Here is a 16,586-nt window from a genome sequence, read left to right as displayed (position 1 = left end):
TGGTCTCGCGCCGGGGAAACCACCCCGGTCACCATCAGGCTACAGGGGCACGCAAGCGGCCGGGGCGTCGCGGCCGGGTCACGAGCACGGAGCCGAGCCCGGCACCGGCGATGGCCAGGGCCCACCACGGGAAGCCGGGGTCCACGGCGTTTGCCGCCATGACCTGTGCCTGTTCAGATTCTTCTCCTGGGGCTTCGATGCGTTCGCCGCGGACCAGGAGGCGGTGGGTGTTGACGCCCGTGGGCGTGCACGTAATGAGGGTGACGTAGTCCTTGCCGTTGGCCTTGCGCAGGTCGTCGGTCTCGTCGGGGAGGACGGTGAGGATCTGGTCCACCTTGTAATAGATGGTTTGGTTGAGGACGGTGATGTTAAAGACGTCGCCGATTGCCACCTTCTTGAGGTCGTCGAACAGCGTTGAGTTCACATACCCGGAGTGCGCGGTCATGACGCTGTGCGTGCTCTCGCCGCCCACCGGCAGGGCGGATCCGAAGAGGTGCCCGACACCCTTCGCCAGGGTGTCGTCGCCGGTCCCGTGGAAGATGGGCAGCTGGGCGTTGATGGCTGGGATGGAAATGCGGCCGATCATTCCGTCATCGCCCATTCCCAGGAGCTCCTTGTATTCCTGCGAGCCGGGGCCTATGGACGTTTGCCGGCCATTGGCGTTGAGGACGTAGGGGTCGCGGATGGGGCCGCCCGGCAGTGCCGCGTTGAAGGCCTTGGCCTCCTGGATCATGGAGTCAATCTCACCGTCGTCCCGGGCGGCAGTCATTTCGCCGTAGCCGCTGATCTCGGTGGCGTGGGCCCTGTCCGAGAACCACGATGCAGCGGTGGGGTACAACAGCAGGGTGATGCCGCCCAGCGCCACCAGGACGATCAGCAGTCGCTGCATCGTCCAGGGCTTTGACTTTCTGGGGCGCCTCAGTGCCGGCCTGTCCAACTGTGTCATGGTGTCCTGCGGACGCGTGCTTTCTCTTGGGTGTTGAAACCACCAAATACGGTGGGCGGCATTCTGCGTTGAGAATGCTGCCCACCGTGATTCTGTGCTTGGGGGTGCGGATTAGCTCTGCGTGCGGCGTGAACGGACCAGCAGCAGGACTGCTCCGGCAACCAGCAACAGTCCGCCGGCGTAGAGCAGCGTGGTGCCGGTGCCACCGGTGAGCGGCAGCTCGAAGCCGCTGTTGGACGGTACGTTGACAACATCAAGGTCCACGCCGACGGCGGTGGTTGCCTGCGTGACCTGGAACTTGATGGGGGCCGCCAGCAGCTCGAAGCCGGCCGGGGCCTCAACTTCGGCGAGGAAGTAGTTCAGGAATCCGGCTTCGCCTTCGGCGACAAGCACACCGTTGGCGAAGTTGGAGTAGCGCAGGCCGGCAATGGTCAGTTCGCCGTTGGCCGGAGTGGCGAAGACGGTTTCCCCGCCCAGCTCAACCGGGTTCGTTCCGGCCTTGGCGTCTGCCTCCGTGGTGAAGACGGAGAACTTGGCGCCTGCCAGCGGCTCGCCGTCAGCCTTGTTGGTCTTCTTGAGGGTGATGGCGCCCCACTTGGTTTCAACCTCGGGGGTCTCCATCGGGGAGGTGTTGGAGTCGATGCTGAACTTGTTCGGGTAGACCAGCGCCTGGTTCTTGATCTCACCGATGGTGTTGACCGTGGTGGTGATAACAACCTGGACCTGGCTGGTCTTGTTGGCTGCGAGCTTGGACAGGCCGGGTTCGGTGAATTCTACGGTGACGGTGTTGCCGTCAGGGGTGACTGTGTAGTCGCCGGACTCCAGGGCTGCACCGTTGGCCAGCGCGACTTCCGTTGACACGTACGTCAGCTTGGCGTCGAGCACGTCAACAACCTTGTAGCCGTCGAGGATGTCCTCGTTCGGGATGCCGCCGGTGATGGTGAAGGTGACGTTGTCGCCGAGCTTGACGCTGTCGGCATCGGCCACGGTCTTGTTGGCCGTGCTCACCGAGTTCTTGGGGTAGACGTGGACGTTGTAGAGCCAGTTCTTCTGGTTGTTCGGATCCGTCAGGGGCACGGACACCAGGAACGGTGCGGAGGGGGTGACACCGTTGGGAACAACCGTTTCCGTGACCAGGTAGAGTCCCAGTCCCAGCTCGCCAAAGTATGCCTCGCCTGCCTTGCCGCCGCTGCCAGTCACAGCAGTGACGGCCTGGCTCAGGGTGTGGCCGGCACCCGTGATGGACCCTGCGGAATCCTTGGCATCGAACTTTCCGAGCAGGTCGTTGGCCGTTTTCCAGCCTTCGTTGGTGGCCAGGTCGATGCCGCCGACCTGCGCGATGCTGAAGGTGACACCGTCAAGGGGCTTCAGTGCGGCGGTGGCGGCAGCGTCCAACTGGGTGCCGTTGTTGGCCAGGCCCGTGGCGGCCTCCGGCTTCTCAAACTTGTGGACGGTAATGGAACCCTTTTGGGTGGCGTCAACCAGCGAGTTGTCGGCCGCGGAGGCCGGGGCCACGGCGCAAACCATGGCCAGGACAGCCCCTGTCAGGGCTGTTGCGGTGGCGCGCAAAAGGCGCCCCTTGTTGGGAGTAGACACGGTGGAATTTCCTCTTTCATGGTGGAGCATGGGTGAACGGGTGGAAGTTGTGCGGGGGCGGGAGCGCCCCTGCACGGGCTAAAAACTTGTGGTTTGAGCGGCGCCGGAGGGCTGGGTGGCACGCCGCTGGCGCAGGGCCAGGATTGCCGAGCCGATGAGGAGCAGCACTCCCCCGGTGAGGAACATGGCCGTTCCGCCTCCGCCGGTTGCTGGCAGCTGCAGGGCAGGCACGTCGCGGACGCTGATGAGCGGCAGTGCACCCGCCTGCGAGACGGTGACCACCCCGCCGCCGGTTCCGGATTCGAGGGTGGCCCTGCCGTCCGCGGCGACGGTGAACTTCACCAGTTCAGCCAGCAGGTTGAATCCCTCGGGCGCCGCGGACTCCTCCAGCCAGTAGGTGCCCGGCTCAATGAAGGCGAGGACAAACAGTCCCGTGTCTCCATCCACAGCCACAACGGCGGGATCGGTCAACAGCGCACCGGGAGTTCCGCCGTCGTCCGCGTAAACATTCCAGGCTGAACCGTCCATGCGCACCAGCTCGGAGTTCACGTCTTCGCCGAGCTTCTCGATGAAGAGCTTGCCGGGGGTGGGGTGCGTGGTGGTGCAGGGGCCGCAGCCGTCGGTGGGCGTGCCGCCGGTGGTGCCGGTGACGGAGTTGTTGAGCGTGCGGAACCAGGCGTCGGTGTTGACCGTGACGGAGTAGCTCAGCACAGCCGTCCTGCCTGCGGGGAGGTCGAAGGGCCCGGCGGTCAGCGTGTAGTTGCCGGGGCTGGCCTGGTCCTCGGCGGGGTCGGCCACCTGAACGGGGGTGCCACCGTCGATGACCAGTTTCGCGGAGCCGGGGACGAAGGTGGCGTCGTCCAGGACGTCGCTGAGGTCGTCCGAGATGAGCACATTTGCGGCTCGGCCGTCCTGGGCGCTGGCGGTCACGGTGTAGCTGACCGTCTGGCCCGGATTGACGGTGGTGCCGGAGGCGGGGTCCGCCGTCTTGGCGATGGAGAGGGTGCCGTCCTTGAAGACGACGCCGGCATCCCACGTGGGGTCGATGCCGCCGGTGGCTTCAAACGGCAGGCCATCGTAGCCTGCTGCCTGGACCAGTTGACTGTCCTCGCCCAGCGTGAAAATCCCTGAGACTCCGACGGCGGAATTCTCACCCGGCTGGGCGTCCGAGTCCGCTGCGGTGCTCGAGCCGTCGACGGCGGCCTTGTAGCCGGTGAAGTTGTAGCTTGCGGCCTGCGCCTCAGTCAGGGTGAACTTCACCTGGTACGTGCCGGCAGGGAGTTTGTCGAAGAGATACCGGCCGTTGGCATCCGTGGTCGTGGAGGCGGCGGTTGCGCCTTCCCCGTCAAGGAGTTCAACGGTGACGCCCTCCAGGAACTCTTCTTCGCCTGCTTCTTGGATGCCGTTGTTGTTGGCATCAATCCAGACGACGTCGCCGACGGCGAAAGTCTTGGCCGGTCCCGGCTCGCCGGGCACGATGCCGCAGCCGAAACCGTGAACGAACGGGAAGTTGTGGATCTCCAGGCCCTTGGACGCCTCGCCCGCCTGGCCCTTGAGGCCTTCGCCGTGCTGCAGGTTGCCGGCGACCAATATGCGGCCGTTGGTGCTGGTGCCCAGGGTTGTGGTGCTTTCCGGGTTCTTCACCAGGACCGAGCCGAGGAACTGGTCCGACTTGCCCAGGTACACGCTCTGCGCGTCGACGAAGTTCCACATAAGGTGTGTTGCCAGCTGGACAAACGCCTGGACGTTTCCGGGCGCCCCGCCCACAGTGAAGGCCTGCACGCCGTTCAAGCCGACATAGTTGGGGATCACCTGGGCGTTCTTGCCGGTGACGTTGATGATGATGACGGCGTCCTTGTGGATGTCCTTGAAGTGCAGCTCAATGGGCGCCCTGTCCTGGCTCAGCTGGCCGGCATCAAGGTTGAACACCTGGCGGTTGGCGGTGTTGTCGCCGGTCAGGGTCAGGCGATTTTGTTCCTTTGCCACAGTGCCGACGGCATCCAGTCCCTTGTAAAAGTCCGAGTAGCTGTCAATGGCCTTCAGCCAGGGCTGGTACTCGTCAAGGGCATCGGACCGATTTTCCTTCCACTCCGGCTGGGGCTCACCTTCCGGGGCCAGGTTTCTGGAAATGTCTGCCTTGTTGTTGATGGCTCCGCCAGCCAAGATGTCCCCGCCTTCATATTTGGGGTCGTGGATCTCGTTGATGGCCAGGCGGCCTGAACGCACCGAGACGGAAACGCCGGTGATCAATGCGTCGGATCCTGCGGGTGCACCGATGCCGGAGCCCTTGCCCACGACACCCAGGTTGTAGATGCCGCCCGCGGCCTTGCCTCCACCCCCGGACATTGTGGGTCCGGGGTCGAAGGAGGCATCCCCGCCCACCAGAATGACACCCTCCGCCTCGGCAGCGCCTGGGACGGTGGTGAAGTTCCTGCCCACGACAACTGACGGCGAGCTGTCGGAACCGATGGGTGCGTCACTGAACCCGCCCTCAGGCAGCGCTTCACACCCCTCGGGGACAACGGCCGGCACAATCAACGGGTGCAAAGTCTGGGCCGGGCCGGCCGTGGCAGGGACCGCCAACAGCCCCATGGCGGCAACTGCCGCGACGAGGGACGCACCAAGCACTGAGCCTAGGCGCGATTTACGCATGTAGTTCATAGGGGTGTCGGTTCGCTTCCATGTCACAAGAGCCGGGGGCTGCCTCGGGGTCTTGTACTGGTAACGACCGCTATTCAAGTGGTCTGTATTCATGCGGCGTCTCGGCTGTTGCCGACTGGCCGTGGGCCGGCGGTAATGGTTGAATCGTTTTGTGAAACGTTTTTGGGGGATTACTGCCATTGTGCTGCTGGCATTGACCGGCTGTGCTCCGACCACTACGACTGCGCCCGCTGCCACCAAGTCGGCGCCTGCATCGTCGTTGCGTGAAACGATGCCTAGTCAGGAACAGCGAGACGCGCTGCAGGCCTACATAAAGGCAGAGCAAGCTACGGTTCCGAACCTGATGGCAACAACCCTGGCCGGCATCTATTCCGAGATGACCATCGACGGGAGATTTGAGCCGGTGAATGAGACTCGGAATCGTCCTTCCGACGGTACGCCCGCCGTGGTCTGGCATGCCGAGATCGCGTTCAGTTACAGGTATCTCCCGGAGCTGACCTCTCGAGGGCACCCCAACAGATCGAGGCATCAAGAGCACGGGTTGAAGGGTTGTGCGAAACTACGATCTTCCCAAGCGTGAGAGCATTTGGCGTAGATACCCCAATAACAGTGCTATTCAGGTATCACGCCGAGGATCGCATTTTAGCGATAAAGACTCTGTCGTGCAGCACCTCCCGCTAGTAGGCCCAGTGCTCGCTCTTCCTAATGCCGTGTGGTGCGAGGGGCTTTACCGTGATGGGTGGGGGGTATTCCCTTTCCCAAGGCCTTGTTTGGATGGTAGTTCTTGTTCCCGTAGAGCCGATCGTAGGCCGCCCCCGTAGCTTTCCATGTTTGTTTGGCGTTCGGTGTCCCATAGGCCGAGAGGGGTCCAGCCACAAAGGGAATCATGTATGCACCGGTTAGGAACGTGTGAAAGATAGCAACGATAAGCACTTGAAGAAATCTTCTCACCGTCTCGTTGTGCTCAAAAGAGATGAGTTGAATCAGACCATCAGCGGCCTCGTCTAGGAGGGTTTCCCCGTTTGGCAGCTGGGAAAATTGCTCATCCAAATCATCGCGGAATTGTGAACTTCGCAGAAACGATTGTGTTCCAGGACTGGACAGTATGGAGCTGAAATCAAGTGCGGCGATGGCGGAGATCATAGGGCTGACGTCGATTTTGGCGAGGTCGTACAGCGCGGAAGTCTTGTTGGCTGCGGCGATGGCGGAGATCATAGGGCTGACGTCGATTTTGGCGAGGTCGTACAGCGCGGAAGTCTTGTTGGCTGCGGCGATGGCGGAGATCATAGGGCTGACGTCGATTTTGGCGAGGTTGTACAGCGCGGAAGTCTTGTTGGCTGCGGCGATGGCGGAGATCATAGGGCTGACGTCGATTTTGGCGAGGTTGTACAGCGCGGAAGTCTTGTTGGCTGCGGCGATGGCGGAGATCATAGGGCTGACGTCGATTTTGGCGAGGTTGAACAGCGCGGAAGTCTTGTTGGCTGCGGCGATGGCGGAGATCATAGGGCTGACGTCGATTTTGGCGAGGTCGTACAGCGCGGAAGTCTTGTTGGCTGCGGCGATGGCGGAGATCATAGGGCTGACGTCGATTTTGGCGAGGTCGTACAGCGCGGAAGTCTTGTTGGCTGCGGCGATGGCGGAGATCATAGGGCTGACGTCGATTTTGGCGAGGTCGTACAGCGCGGAAGTCTTGTTGGCTGCGGCGCTTCGGGTTCGCGGCGGCGCAGATGGACGCGGAGAAATATCCTCAGAGCTTTCGTGGGATGCCATAACACCATTCTGCTTGATTGTGGCGACATAGACCGATTTCTTAGTAGCCAGCTCCTCTTAGTGTTTCCACTGACCAGCTTGTGTGCGGCCGAGCTACGCGGGAGCTTGCAGGAAGTATGCCAGGCCCAACGGCTCTAAGACGCAGGACGGACCAGGGGTGGCTTACTGGTAGGGACCGTTATTCAAGTGGTCTGTATTCGTTGGTGTTTTGCGGGGTTTGGTTTGGTTGGTTCTTAATCGGGACCTGCCTGGGACGCCGCTTGGTTGCCGGGCTCCGAGCCGTTGGGCGTTCTCAGGGGGCTTGGATGTTTGGGTGATGGTTTTTGCGCAGCCTGATGAGGCGCAGGATGATGCCGGCGGCGAACATGAGGATGCCCAGCCCTACCGACAGTGCCGGAAGGGTTGCGATGAGGACCACGCAGGCCAGTGCGCCGATCACTTGGAGGGCTTTGGGGTAGCGGCGGTCCGTGGTGGGCTGGGTGAAGGCGGCGATGTTGGCTACTAGGTAGTAGATGAGCACGCCGAAGGAGGAGAATCCGATCGCGCCGCGCAGGTCTGCGACGGCTATGACTGCGCAGATCACCACGGCTAGGGCGGCTTCGGCCCGGTGCGGGACTTTGTAGCGGGGGTGGACGGCGGCTAGCCAGTGCGGTAGGTCGTGCTCGCGGGCCATGGCCAGGCTGGTCCGGCCAAGCCCGGCAATGAGGGCCAGCAACGCCCCGAGTGCGGCCACTGCCGCACCCACGCGGACGATGGGTGCAGCCCAGGCCCAGGACCCGTTCGCGACGGCCGCTGCCAGGGGTGTGGGGTTCCCGGACACTCCCTCGGGTCCGATGGTTGCCAGGAGCGTCACCGCGATGATGGCGTAGATGACGACTGTGATGGCCAGGGCGATCCCGATCGCGCGTGGGATGGTGCGCTTGGGGTTGCGGACCTCCTCGCCCATCGTTGCGATGCGCGCGTAGCCGGCAAACGCGAAGAACAACAGCCCGGCGGACTGTAGGATCCCGTACCAGCCGTGTGCCAGTAACCCGTCCCCCAGCATTTTCCCTGGATCTGGTGATGAGCCGCCCCAACTGGCGGCAACGGCTATGGCCAGGGCTACGATGACGCCAATGATCAGGATCCGTGTCAGCCCCGCGGTCCGTGTAACTCCGTGGTAGTTGACTGTTGCTAATAGCACGACGGCGGCGATCGCCACCGGCCGTTCCCAGCCGGCTGGGGCGGCATAGGCGGCAAACGTCATCGCCATGGCTGCTGCACTGGCGGTCTTGCCGATCACGAATCCCCACCCGGCCAGAAAGCCGGACCAGGGCCCCAGACGTTCGCGGCCGTAGATGTATGTCCCGCCCGAGGTCGGATAGATCGCTGCGAGTTGCGCGGAAGACGTCGCGTTGCAAAAGGCCACTACGGCCGCAACGACGAGCCCGATCAGCAGGCCAGAACCGGCCGCGGCCGCGGCCGGGGTGAAGGCTGCGAACACTCCGGCCCCGATCATGGATCCGAGGCCGATCACGACGGCGTCGAAAGTGCCCAGCCGGCGAGCCAGGGCTTGGGGGTTGCTCATGGGTGTTCTCTTTCTGGAGGTTTGGGGAGGACTTCGGCGGCAAGTTCGGCAATGGACCGGCGGCCCTCATCCAGTGCGTTCAAGCCGGCCTCCGTGGCCCGGTAGACCCGGCGCGGGCGCCCGTCGACCACTTCTGGTCGGGAGAGCAGCAAGCCCTCGTCCTCCATCCGGTGCAGCGTCGGGTACAGGGTTCCAGGGGAAATGGTGTATCCGTGATTCGCCAGTTCCGCCGACATCCAGGCCCCGTGGATGTCTTCCTCGGCGGCATGGTGCAAGATATGCAGCCGAACCGCCGCACGCATCAATTCACGCATTAGCATCCCCAAGTATCGTAGATGGATATCGGAAGTTGATATCCTAAGTCAAGGATACTGCACTACTTTCATCCGGGTTGTTCTTACAGGAAGAATTCTCGGCAAACACTCCAAATCGCCCGCTAGGATCATCCCGGAACTTTGCGGACATCCACTGAACTAGAAACGAGACCACCCATGACCTCTGAACAGCCTCCCCCCGAGCCGCCAGCCGATCCGCTGGCCCAGGCACGCATGCGCATGGCCCACCTGCCGCAGATGGGGTCCTGGGTGCTCTGGCCGGCGGTGATGGCTGTCTTCGTCTTGGCGCTGGGATTCAGTGCCAAATTCATTCCCGGGTACACGCCCGCGGAACTGGTGGTGGATCAAAACATTAGCGCCCACCATGACGGCTTCCTGAACACGGTGGCTCTTGCCTTGAATACGGTGTTCGGACCCCTGGGAGGGGTGATCTTGGTGGCCGTGGTTTGTCTGTTCCTGTTACTCGTGCGCCGGGCCCCGGTGAACGCGATTGCGTTCGGAGCGGTCGCCGCTGTGGGGTGGCTTTCTTGCCAGATCTTCAAGGTCATTGTGGGACGCCATCGCCCCGACCCGGCCCTCTTGGCTAATCCATTGGCACCGGAATCTGCTTCTGATAGTTTCCCCAGCGGTCATGTCTGCCTCGCTGTTGCCTTGGCTTTCGCCTTGTACTATCTGGCCTGGGGCACCGGGCGGGAAAAGCTGGCCGTGGTATTCGGAATCTTCATGGTGGTGGTGGTCGGCCTCTCGCGACTGTATATCGGGGTGCATTACCCCACAGACGTACTGGCCTCCGTTATTGCCGCCTCCGCCGCTGTCTTGTTCTTCACGGGGGTGTGGAACCGATACGCGATGGCGATCCTTGCCCGGGTTCGGATACTGCAACGGTTTGGGCCCGTGCCCGCGCCGCGCTGACCTCCTTCGGATATCCAGACGCGCGCGTCCATCTGAGAAATAGCTCGGGTCGTCCTGACCGAAGAATCCGACGCTGGCAAAGTGCTGCCAGGGCCCACGGGCCGCCGTAGATGAAGTGAGGCATTCGACTCATAAGATCGGCGCGTACGGTAATGATGGTTCAGGCGACAGAGCATAAATCCCGTGCTCCTTGGATACTTGTGCCTCTTCAAAGGCCGACGGCTAAACAGGTCGCCGGCGTGCGGTGGCTGTGGCGTGGATCAGACGCAGGTAAGCGTGCGTTGTGGGGAGTTGTGACCGCCGGGATGAAATCTGCATCCGTAGGCCTGTGAGACGATGTGGATCTACACTTTGGCAGGCTCGTGCCCGACTTCCCTACTACGTGCCAACCTTCCCCTTTAGGAGTTCTGATGCCTGCGTTGCCCGCCATTGACCATCTTGCTCTCACCGTGACTGACGTTGAGGTCAGCGTCGCTTTTTACTCCCGTCTGTGGGGTACAGAGCCCTCGGGTACGATGCTCGATGGCCCGTTTATCCGACGTAAATTCGATCTCGGTGGAGGGGCGTCACTGGGACTGACAGAGCATCGAACAGCTTCCGGCGGGGGCCGCTTCGATGAACACAATCCGGGCCTGGACCATGTCGGGTTTTCCGTAGCCAGCCCAGCGGAACTCATCGAATGGGCCGCGCATCTGGATAGTCTCGGCGTAGCCCACAGCGGTCTCATCGAAGCCCCGTATGGCACGGCACTGAACTTCAAGGACCCAGACGGCATCGCGCTGGAATTCTTCTTACCCAAGTAGGGGTACGGGTAGCGGCCATCATTCAAGTGGCCATTTTTCGTGCTGTGTCGGGGCCACGGCTGCGGTTGGTGTGTCGTGGGTCCCTGGTGCGTAGCCGGCCCAGGGTGATCCGGCTTCTGCGGCGATTCTGGTGGTGCTGGTGTGGTGGTAGCCGAGCGCCAAGGCCAGCACGGGGGCTGGGACTTGGAGCACCAAGTGTCGTAGTGCGGAGGTTCGTCCGCGTTGGGGTGGGATGCCTTGTTTGCGCAGGAAGGCCCGGAGGGTGACCGGGTGAATGGGTTGACCGGCGCGTTGTCCCGGGAAGAGCCAGTGGGATCCGGGATTGGTTGCCGCGTCCAGGTTGATGCGGTTCGTCAGGTAGTCCTGCAGGAGCCGGGCCACCGGGTCGGGTACCGGTGTCGGCGGATCGCCAAAACAGATTGTCGTGGTGCCGTCGTTGACGATTATGTCGCTGATCGTGAGCCTGACGATGCGTGTTGCCGGTTGGGCGTAGAGCAGGACCAGCAGGCCCGCGATTCTGGCGTGCAGCGGGATGCTCTCCTCGGTGAGAAGTCGTTGAATGGCGCGGATTCTGTGGTGTTTGTCGCCTGCCAGGAGGATGGGACCGTTGTAGCCGGTTTTTTGCCACCTTCATGGGACCACCTGTTTAGCCAGTCATGGGACCGTTCGGCGTGTTGCGCCGGGGCGTCCTTCGTTTCCTTGTTTGATCATCGCGTCAGCGTTCTCGGCGTGGAGGTCAACAGGGATGGTTTTCAGGGAGGTCAGCGTGGTTGAGATTCGGGAAGTTTTACGGGCATGGCTTGATGGTGCGGGGTTGCGCACCGTGGGCGAGCGGGCCGGTGTGGATAGGAAAACGGCGCGCCGCTATGTGCAGGCCGCCGAGGCTGCCGGGCTGGTGCGCGACGCCGGACCCGGCGCGGTCACCGACGAGCTCGTCGGTGCTGTGGTTGCCGCGGTCCGCCCGTCACGGCCGAACGGGCACGGGCCGGCGTGGGAAGCGTTGGCCGGGCACGAGGAGCAGATCCGGGCCTGGGTCACAGGCACCGGGACGGGGAAGGCCGGCCGGGCGTTGAATCTGGTGAAGGTCCACGAGCTGCTGTCCCGCCAGGGCTGCCAGGTGCCGTATCGGACGCTGCACCGGTTCGCGACGGAGCGGTGCGGGTACCGGGTGAAAACGACCACGGTGCGCGTCGCCGACGGGGAGCCAGGGGTGGAGTGCCAGATCGACTTCGCCTACATGGGCACCATCAAGGACGCGCACACGGGCAAAGACCGGAAGGTGCACGCCCTGATCTTCACCGCCGTGTATTCGAGGCACATGTTCGTCTGGCTCACCTACACCCAGACCCTCGCGGCGGTGATCGCCGGGTGCGAGATGGCGTGGGCGTTCTTTGGCGGGGTCTTCAAGGTCCTGATTCCGGACAACATGAAGCCGGTGGTCACGGCCGCGGAACCTGTAAACCCGCGTTTCTCCACGGGCTGGCTGGATTACGCCGCCCACGCCGGGTTCGCGACCGATGCCGCCCGCGTTCGGACACCGCTCGACAAGCCCCGCGTTGAGCGGGTTGTGCAGTATGTGCGCGGGAATTTCTTCGCCGGCGAGACCTTCGCCGATCTCGAGGATGCCCAGGTGCGGGCCGTGTTCTGGTGCCAGGAAAAGGCCGGGATGCGTGTTCATGGCACGACGCAGGCCCACCCGGCGGAGGTCTTTGCCGCCGAGGAAGCCTCGGAACTGTTGCCGGCCCCGGCTAACTACGACGTACCTCTTTTCAAGGACGCGAAGGTGCACCGTGACCACCACATCGAGGTCGGCAAGGCCTTGTACTCGGTGCCCGGGGACTACATCGGTTCCCAAGTCGATGTGCGTGCCGACAGCGAGCTGGTGAAGATCTACCACCGCGGGCAACTGATCAAGACCCACCCGAGGATGCGGCCCGGGACCCGCTCCACCGACGCGTCAGATCTTCCCGAACACAAGAGCGCTTACGCGCTGCGGGACATCACCAAGCTGATCGGGCTCTGCGCCGGACACGGAGAGAACATCGGTATCTACGCCGAACGGATCCTGGATGACCCGCTGCCCTGGACCAGGATGCGCGCCGTCTACCGGCTCATCGGATTGGTGCGCCAGTACGGGTCGTCCGCGGTGGAGGCGGCGTGTTCCAAGGCCCTGGATCTGGATGTCATCGCGGTCGGCAAGATCGACTCGATGCTGGCCAAGGCCGTGGAGAACACCCCGACCCTGATGCCGATCGCCGCCGCGGCCGGGACCTCCCGCTTCGCCCGCGATCCTGCCGAATACTCCAACCACGCCGCCAGAACCGCGGCGGCGGGGCACCCTGCCAGCACTGGGACCGCCCTGGCCAGTACCGGGACCGGCGGTAATGCCAGTCAAGGGACCAGCCTGGCCAACGTTGGGACCACCGTAGCCAGTACAAGGACCGGTTTGGCCACTGCAGGGACCATGTTGGTCAGTGCAGGGACCGCCGAGGCGGACAGTTCAGGGACCGCCGGGGAGCTCGGGATCGGTGCCGGTCCCGCGTATGGCCGCGGCGTTCAACTGCATCTGGTCTTTTCCCATTCCGAGCAAACCCACAACTTACAGGAGGAACAGCGATGAACCAGCAAAGCAGCACCGCTACCGCGGCGGGGCCGGTGGATCCGTTGAGCAGCGAGCTCGCCGGGATCCTGCGGGCCCTGAAACTCTCCGGGCTCAAGGACACCCTGCCCGAACGCCTCGTGCTGGCCAGGCAACAGAAAATGGGCCATGCCGCGTTCTTGGAGCTCCTGCTCGCCGATGAGCTCTCCCGGCGGGATTCCCGCTCCGCGACCCTGCGCGCGGCCCGGGCCGGCCTGGACCCCATGATGCGCCTCGAGGCATGGGATGACGCCGAGGACCTGAGCTACGACAGGATGCTCCTTTCGAACCTGAGCACCCTGGCGTTCGCCGAGGCCGGGCATTCCGTGCTGCTGCTGGGCCCGGTCGGGGTCGGGAAAACCCACCTCGCCACCGCCCTGGGCCACGCCGGGATCCGGCGGCGAATGAGCGTGCATTTCACCCGCGCCGACAAGCTCTTCACCCGGTTGCGGGCCGCCCGGCTCGACAACAGCCTCGCGGCCGAGATGCGCAAGATCGCCGCTGTTGACATGCTGATCATCGATGATTTTGCCATCAAGGCCCTCGACGCCACCGAGACCAACGACTTCTACGAAATCGTTGTTGAACGCCACCGGCGTAAATCCACGATCATCAGCTCCAATCGGGAACCCGCTGAATGGATGGCGATGACCGCCGACACCCTGCTGGCCCAATCAGCGATCGACCGGCTCACTCAAGGCGCCCACACCCTCGTCATCGAGGGCCCCTCATGGCGCCAACGCGCCACAGGAAACCGGCGCATGACCCTTGACGAAAACAAGGAGACCCGCAATGCTAAATAACACTAACGAGTGGTCCCATACTCGTGGCAAAGCGGTGGTCCCATCCCGCTGGCAAGCGACAGTGTTGACTCATCGGCGCCTGGCGCTCCGCCTGGCGGAAATGGATGGTTAGGGCGGGCATATTGCCGGTGTTCATGCACCAGGTCAGGAATGCGTGGGATGCCCGGCGCGTGAAGTAGTTCTCGCTTTGCCAAGCGTCTAGATCAGCTTGCCGGGTGTCGTTGACGGCGGTGCCGCGGTGGTTGAGCCAGGTCAGGAACGCTAAAGCCTGGATCTGTTGCTCGTGGGCTTCCCGGGTTGTCGAATCGCACAAAGGGGCTTTGGCTGCTTTGGCCCGTAGTTTGCGCAGTTGGTGCCAGGTGGCGAAACGGTGCAGCAGCTTGGCGTGTTCGGGATTAGCCACGGCACCCAGGTGGGTCTCCAGCCATCGTTCAAAGAGGAGGAGTTGTCTGTCTTTGAGGGGCAAGACACCGCTTTGCATGAGCAGATCGCGTAGGTAGGCAGCAGTTCTCCAATTGGGTAGGTGCTGGAACGCTTCATGGGTCAGGGTGAGTCGTCCGGCGGCAAGATCTCTGAGCATCGTGTTGGGTTGGGCGCTTTGGAGCCAGCTCAGTCCCAAGACTGGCTTCGGCATGGTCCGCAATTGATCAAACAGCGGGATCAACTGTGGATGAATCCGGCCGGTCCCGTCATCGAGCACTGACCGCAGGCGGTCGGTGAGGGTGCAGCGTTCGCACAGCCTTCCACCGAGCAAACGTCCTTCAAAGCGGCAACGATCGCAGAAGAAATCGCGGGTAATTCCTGCACAATCCCGGCAAACCGGGTGGCCAGTGCTGTCCCGGCCCGGCAACAGACGCTCCGTACCGCAGCTGGGGCAGGAACCGTAGGTGCGGGTGGCCTTATCCAGGCAGTTCCGACAGATTGGCCCATCTGACCAGTTCGCCGCTTTGGCAGCTTGTCGGCCGCAGCGAGCACACGTGCGTACATGCCATCGTTCATACTTTTCACGGCTGTCGTAGGAAGGACTCACCGTTCGGGGGTGATCCTGGCACGCTTGGGCCTGATAGTGGTGGCGAGGTCCACGATCTCGGCACCACCGTCGGCGGTGCGGCGCGGGGTCACGGCCTCTGCCCTGGTGGCGATCAGGTCTGTAGGTGTCACGTCTAAGATGTCGCAAAGCGCGGCAAGAACTGGCAGGGAGAGCCGTTCCGGGACCTGGGCGACCAGCCGCCAGACCTGCACCGAGGACAGCTCAATGCCGCGCCGGAATAGTAACGGGGATAGATCGGTGGCGTTGAAAATTCCCCGGGTGGCCATGACTTCCCGCAGCCTCCATTGGTAACTTACCTGGCGTTTCATTAAGGTTTCCTTTCCAGCTGAAGGGCAGCAGTAAGCGTGGTGTCCAGGGCACGACGGAGCGTTCTGGTGCGGAAGTCGGAAGAGACACAGGTGTAGATCGAGGTCGTGGAAGCGTGTTCGTGTCCGACTTGTTCCTGAACGAACCTCGCATCCCAGCCGTCCTCGATCAGGTGCGTGACGTAGGAGCGCCGAAAGGAATGGAAATCCAGACCCCTATCTAGGCCAAGACTGTCCCGATAGGTACTGAAGCGGGTATTCATCTGGGTAAATCCGACCCGTGGGGAACGTTCTGACGGCCACAGTGCCCCGGAACCGGCCGTGGAGAACAAGGGACGGACCTCTTCATTCCACTGCTGCAAGATCTCTGCCGACCAGTCAAAGACCGTCAACACACTGCGGCGCTTGGGTGGGGATCCCTTCATGGCCTTGCCGTGGCGGACGTAGAGGACACCGTAGTCCCCGAACTCCGGACCCCTAGGGTTGCGGCCAAAGTCCACAACATCAAGCATCCGCGCCTCTTTGCGGCGCAGCCCGAAGGCGTAGGCAGTCTTGAAGAGCATCGCGTCACGGAACGCCGGCAGCCAGCCCTTGCGTCCACGCCCGCGCACCTGTCCGACCTGTTCATCGGCATAGTCAAAGAACGCCTGCAGCTCATCACGGGTGAAAGCACGCTTGATCGGGCCCGCCTCTGCCTCCTGAACATGCACAGCCGCGTTCCACTCGTGGATCACCTGTACCGGGTGGGTGCCGAAGCGATCCTGGCAGATGGCTGCCCAACCATAGCCCGGGTCGGTCACGAACCCGCAGAAAGCGCGAATGGTCCCCTGGTAGGTCCGCAGCGTGGAGTGGTGCAGGTTCCGGACCGACCGCAAATCGCCCATCCACTCATCAACCATCTGCGGCGTCCAGACCCACGGGAAAGCGTCGGCATGGAGGACAAACGCCCGCACCGCCTTCTCACGGCCCTCGATCGTGGAGAACGCCAGATTGCGGGCCAACTGCTGGTTACGCCAGCCATCCAACATGGCCGTGAAAACCTGCTCCTCTGGCCGCAACAAAGGCAGATCACCGATCAAATGCAAACCCACAGTCCCCGGTGCAAAGCTGTTCCCAACCATCCAAAACCACCCCCTCCACCACTTACATCCGATGAACATATCTTTCATCAGATGCAATCTGATTGCAAGAGTGCAGGT

General features: G+C 62.8%; 14 protein-coding genes. 5 read left to right on the top strand and 9 right to left on the bottom strand.

Annotated features, from left to right (window positions below):
• Positions 1–34: 34 nt before the first annotated feature.
• The 6 genes from JOF48_RS10305 to JOF48_RS10280 all read right to left on the bottom strand — a co-directional run bounded on the left by JOF48_RS10305 (position 35) and on the right by JOF48_RS10280 (position 8,854).
• Entirely contained in the window at positions 35–889 is an 855-nt protein-coding gene (locus JOF48_RS10305; RefSeq protein ID WP_245346488.1) for a class C sortase, read from the bottom strand.
• A gap of 168 nt (positions 890–1,057) precedes the next feature.
• Positions 1,058–2,542, bottom strand: a complete 1,485-nt coding sequence (locus tag JOF48_RS10300) for a SpaH/EbpB family LPXTG-anchored major pilin (RefSeq protein WP_342591213.1) — start codon at positions 2,540–2,542, stop codon at positions 1,058–1,060.
• Positions 2,543–2,620: 78 nt separating this feature from the next.
• Positions 2,621–5,194: a choice-of-anchor A family protein gene (locus JOF48_RS10295; RefSeq protein WP_209680365.1), complete on the bottom strand. Its 2,574-nt coding sequence runs from the start codon at positions 5,192–5,194 to the stop codon at positions 2,621–2,623.
• 711 nt (positions 5,195–5,905) lie between these two features.
• Positions 5,906–6,973, bottom strand: a complete 1,068-nt coding sequence (locus JOF48_RS10290) for a hypothetical protein (RefSeq protein WP_209680363.1) — start codon at positions 6,971–6,973, stop codon at positions 5,906–5,908.
• Positions 6,974–7,265: 292 nt separating this feature from the next.
• Positions 7,266–8,540, bottom strand: a complete 1,275-nt coding sequence (locus tag JOF48_RS10285) for an APC family permease (protein ID WP_104109095.1) — start codon at positions 8,538–8,540, stop codon at positions 7,266–7,268.
• Positions 8,537–8,854, bottom strand: coding sequence for an Rv3488 family transcriptional regulator (locus JOF48_RS10280; protein WP_104109094.1), 318 nt, complete (start codon positions 8,852–8,854; stop codon positions 8,537–8,539). The genes JOF48_RS10285 and JOF48_RS10280 overlap by 4 nt, the downstream gene beginning before the upstream one ends.
• 177 nt (positions 8,855–9,031) lie before the next feature.
• On the opposite strand from JOF48_RS10280, the gene JOF48_RS10275 reads away from it, so the two are divergent.
• The 5 genes from JOF48_RS10275 (at position 9,032) to istB (ending at position 14,031) form a co-directional block, all read left to right on the top strand.
• Positions 9,032–9,787, top strand: coding sequence for a phosphatase PAP2 family protein (locus JOF48_RS10275; RefSeq protein WP_245346487.1), 756 nt, complete (start codon positions 9,032–9,034; stop codon positions 9,785–9,787).
• Positions 9,788–10,197: 410 nt separating this feature from the next.
• On the top strand, positions 10,198–10,590 hold the full coding sequence (locus tag JOF48_RS10270) for a VOC family protein (protein ID WP_104109093.1): 393 nt from the start codon (positions 10,198–10,200) through the stop codon (positions 10,588–10,590).
• A gap of 237 nt (positions 10,591–10,827) precedes the next feature.
• Positions 10,828–11,364 carry a hypothetical protein gene (locus tag JOF48_RS10265; RefSeq protein ID WP_209680361.1) on the top strand — a complete coding sequence of 179 codons (537 nt, stop codon included), beginning with the start codon at positions 10,828–10,830 and terminating at the stop codon, positions 11,362–11,364.
• On the top strand, positions 11,357–13,210 hold the full coding sequence (gene istA, locus JOF48_RS10260; RefSeq protein ID WP_209680359.1) for an IS21 family transposase: 1,854 nt from the start codon (positions 11,357–11,359) through the stop codon (positions 13,208–13,210). Before JOF48_RS10265 ends, istA begins: the two co-directional genes overlap by 8 nt.
• On the top strand, positions 13,207–14,031 hold the full coding sequence (istB, locus tag JOF48_RS10255) for an IS21-like element helper ATPase IstB (RefSeq protein WP_209680356.1): 825 nt from the start codon (positions 13,207–13,209) through the stop codon (positions 14,029–14,031). The genes istA and istB overlap by 4 nt, the downstream gene beginning before the upstream one ends.
• Here istB and JOF48_RS10250 read toward each other — a convergent pair.
• From JOF48_RS10250 to JOF48_RS10240, 3 genes are all read right to left on the bottom strand, one after another.
• Positions 14,024–14,731, bottom strand: a complete 708-nt coding sequence (locus JOF48_RS10250) for a hypothetical protein (protein WP_209680354.1) — start codon at positions 14,729–14,731, stop codon at positions 14,024–14,026. The two genes, istB and JOF48_RS10250, sit on opposite strands and share 8 nt — an antisense overlap.
• A 326-nt stretch (positions 14,732–15,057) precedes the next feature.
• Positions 15,058–15,390: a helix-turn-helix domain-containing protein gene (locus tag JOF48_RS10245; protein ID WP_104109091.1), complete on the bottom strand. Its 333-nt coding sequence runs from the start codon at positions 15,388–15,390 to the stop codon at positions 15,058–15,060.
• Positions 15,390–16,508 (bottom strand): tyrosine-type recombinase/integrase, encoded by a 1,119-nt coding sequence (locus tag JOF48_RS10240; protein WP_104109090.1) that lies wholly within the window; start codon positions 16,506–16,508, stop codon positions 15,390–15,392. The genes JOF48_RS10245 and JOF48_RS10240 overlap by 1 nt, the downstream gene beginning before the upstream one ends.
• Positions 16,509–16,586: the final 78 nt, after the last annotated feature.

The sequence above is a fragment of the Arthrobacter stackebrandtii genome (assembly GCF_017876675.1).
In the GTDB taxonomy this organism is placed as follows: Bacteria; Actinomycetota; Actinomycetes; order Actinomycetales; family Micrococcaceae; genus Specibacter; species Specibacter stackebrandtii.
Note: the sequence above shows the minus strand (reverse complement) of the source record. Positions and strands in the feature narration are given on the sequence as shown.

Excerpts from the sequence above, each read along its gene's own strand:
- JOF48_RS10290 (WP_209680363.1), bottom strand. The coding sequence starts at position 6,973 with ATGGCATCCCACGAAAGCTCTGAGGATATTTCTCCGCGTCCATCTGCG.
- istB (WP_209680356.1), top strand. The coding sequence starts at position 13,207 with ATGAACCAGCAAAGCAGCACCGCTACCGCGGCGGGGCCGGTGGATCCG.
- JOF48_RS10245 (WP_104109091.1), bottom strand. The coding sequence starts at position 15,390 with ATGAAACGCCAGGTAAGTTACCAATGGAGGCTGCGGGAAGTCATGGCC.
- JOF48_RS10295 (WP_209680365.1), bottom strand. The coding sequence starts at position 5,194 with ATGCGTAAATCGCGCCTAGGCTCAGTGCTTGGTGCGTCCCTCGTCGCG.
- JOF48_RS10275 (WP_245346487.1), top strand. The coding sequence starts at position 9,032 with ATGACCTCTGAACAGCCTCCCCCCGAGCCGCCAGCCGATCCGCTGGCC.
- JOF48_RS10270 (WP_104109093.1), top strand. The coding sequence starts at position 10,198 with ATGCCTGCGTTGCCCGCCATTGACCATCTTGCTCTCACCGTGACTGAC.
- JOF48_RS10240 (WP_104109090.1), bottom strand. The coding sequence starts at position 16,508 with ATGGTTGGGAACAGCTTTGCACCGGGGACTGTGGGTTTGCATTTGATC.
- JOF48_RS10285 (WP_104109095.1), bottom strand. The coding sequence starts at position 8,540 with ATGAGCAACCCCCAAGCCCTGGCTCGCCGGCTGGGCACTTTCGACGCC.
- JOF48_RS10305 (WP_245346488.1), bottom strand. The coding sequence starts at position 889 with ATGCAGCGACTGCTGATCGTCCTGGTGGCGCTGGGCGGCATCACCCTG.
- JOF48_RS10280 (WP_104109094.1), bottom strand. The coding sequence starts at position 8,854 with ATGCGTGAATTGATGCGTGCGGCGGTTCGGCTGCATATCTTGCACCAT.